This is a genomic window from Cupriavidus sp. 05L310, assembly GCF_056398185.1.
Genome location: NZ_JBFTOX010000140.1, coordinates 1 through 2,474, shown reverse-complemented (window position 1 = coordinate 2,474; position 2,474 = coordinate 1). Strand labels below are relative to the sequence as shown.

The following is a 2,474-nucleotide window of genomic DNA, read 5'->3' as shown; positions in this document are numbered from 1 at the left end:
TCAGGCGCCGGCGCGCTCTGCCTCATTGCGCGCTTCGGCAAGCCGCAGGTCGCGCAGGTAGCGCGGCCTGGCGATGAAGAACACGGCGGCTGCGACCAGCGAGATCAGCGGAACCACCTGCAGGGCCCCGAGCAATCCGATCCTGTCGGCCAGCAGGCCCGTCAGGTAAGGCGCCGGCGCGGCGCCCAGGATGTTGTTGGCCAGCGTCAGCATTGCCAGCGCGGTGGCATGGGTCGAGGGGCGGGAGAGATTGACCACCATGGCGCCGGCGGGGCCCCAGGTACCCATTGCCAGCAGCATGCCGAAACCGATCAGCAGCAACTGCGCGGTACCCGGCGGCAGCCGGAAGCCCGCCAGCAACAGCACGCACGACACGAGACAGAACAGGATCGCCAGCGTCAGCTTGCGGGCCGGCGCGTTGCGGCTAACCCGGTCCGTCAGCATCCCGCACAAGGTCATGCCGACGCCGCCGACGATCAGCAGCGCCGCGGCGAGCAGCGCCGCCTTGTCGGGCGGCATGCCGTAGTACCGGTTCAGGTAGCTCGGCATCCAGGCCATGATCGCGTAGGCGATGAAAAGCTGCAGGCCGCTGCCGACATAGGCGCAGACCAGGGACGGTGCCCAGAAGAGCCCGCGCAGCAGCGCCGGCAAGGGGATGCGGGCTCGGGCTGGCGCCGCGCCGCCGTGGGTGGCGCGTGGCCCTGCCGTGCGCCGCGCCAGCCTGGCTTCGGTCACGGTGACGCAATAGATCAGCACCACGATCAGTCCGAATACCGCCATGGCCATGAACGCCGCGCGCCAGCCGAAGCGGGCCGCCACGACACCGCCCAGCCCCATGCCCAGCACCGCGCCGAACATGCCGCCGGAGGTGAAGGCGCCGGTCAGGGTGGCACGCAGGGAAGGCGGGAAGATGCTCAGGATCACGGCCAGCCCGACGCTGCCATAGGCCGCCTCGCCAATGCCGACGAAGAAGCGGGCCGCCAGCATATGCCCGTAGCTGGCGGAGAGCGCGCACGCCAGCGTGCCGCAGCTCCACAGCAGTGCCATCAGGGCCAGGCTCTTGACGCGRCCCCAGCGATCGGCGACGAGCGAGAACGGCACCGTGAACAGACCGACCATCAGCGCGACGATGCCGCTGAGCGAGCCGAGCTTGGCGTCGGACAGGCCCCACTCAAGCCGCAGTTGGGGAAAGACGGCGTTCAGCACCTGGCGCGACATGTAGTCGGAAAGCAGGAGCGCAAAAATGAGGGCGAATACCAGCCACGCGTAGGCATGCGAGCGTGCCGGCTTGGCGGTGAGATCCGTGTCCGCGCGAGCGGCCCCGGAGAGGGACTGTCCCATGAAAGTCTCCTGCGGTCTGRTGCCGCTGTGGCGCCGCGAATTCGGCGCGGATTGTGYGATCSATGGCGAGCGGACGGGCATCGTTGCCGGTCCGCTTGCCCGGGCTGGCGTCAGGCTGCGCGCAAGGGCAGGTTTGCCTGCCGCGGCTTGCGGTTGGGCGCCATGCCATGCATTGCCAGGGTYTCCTCGGCATCCTTGTACTGCACGCCGATCTTGTAGATCTTGCGCGCTTCCTTGCCGCTGGCCACTTCACGGCCGAGTTCGCGGGCGACGCGCACGCACTGCTCGATCTGCTGCACCGAGGTCATGCGGTTGCCGTGCTGGTCGATGATGGTGTCCTCGATGCCGCAGCGGGGGTGCAGGCCCATCGACATGGCCATCATGTTGAACGGCAGGACGTTCTTCAGCAACGATTCGGCGGTCAGCGTGCAGCCATCCGGCGCGCGATGGATGAAGTTGAAGAAATTGAACGGATTCGGRCCATCGAAGCCGCCGCCGATGCCGATCCAGGTCAGGTTCAGCGGTCCGGTGTACACGCCCTTGCGCACCAGGCGATCGAGYGTTTCCAGCGCATGGATGCCGGTCAGCTGGAAATGCGGCTGGATGCCGGAGGCCTGCAGGCGCCTCAGGTGCTCCTCGACCCAGGCGGGGCCGGCGGGCACGGTCATTTCGCTGTAGGCAGCCTGGAAAGCCGGGTTGGCCAGCGAGGTGCCCTCCAGGTATTCCGGGTAGAGCAGCTCCATGATGTTCATCTGCGTCGTATTGATGGCCACCGTCACCTGGTCCGGCTTGGGGTCCAGGTCGGCGAGCATGTGCCGGGTATCGTCCGACAGCCACTTGGCGGCCTGGCCGTCGTCTTCCGGGGCAAACGAGATCGAGCCGCCGACCTGGATGATCATGTCGGGCACCGCGGCGCGCACGCCGGCGATCAGTTCGTTGAACTTGGACAGGCGCTTGGAGCCCTTGCCATCGAGTTCGCGYACGTGGAGGTGCAGCACCGTGGCACCGGCGTTGTAGCAGTCAACGGCCTTTTGCACCTGTTCCTCCATCGTCACCGGAATGTCTTCGGGGAAATCCGCCGGCATCCACTCGGGGCCGTAAGGCGCCACGGTGATGACCACTTTGTCCTGGTT

At 67.3% G+C, this 2,474-nt stretch carries 2 protein-coding genes; both read right to left on the bottom strand.

What is annotated here, in order from left to right; genetic code table 11:
* The gene (locus AC1DS6_RS42395) at window positions 1-1,341 is read right to left on the bottom strand and encodes an MFS transporter (RefSeq protein ID WP_477104773.1); all 1,341 of its coding nucleotides are present in this window, start codon (window positions 1,339-1,341) and stop codon (window positions 1-3) included.
* Window positions 1,342-1,451: 110 nt separating this feature from the next.
* The coding region (locus tag AC1DS6_RS42390) for a beta-keto acid cleavage family enzyme (RefSeq protein ID WP_477104772.1) at window positions 1,452-2,474 on the bottom strand (1,023 nt) is incomplete at its 5' end.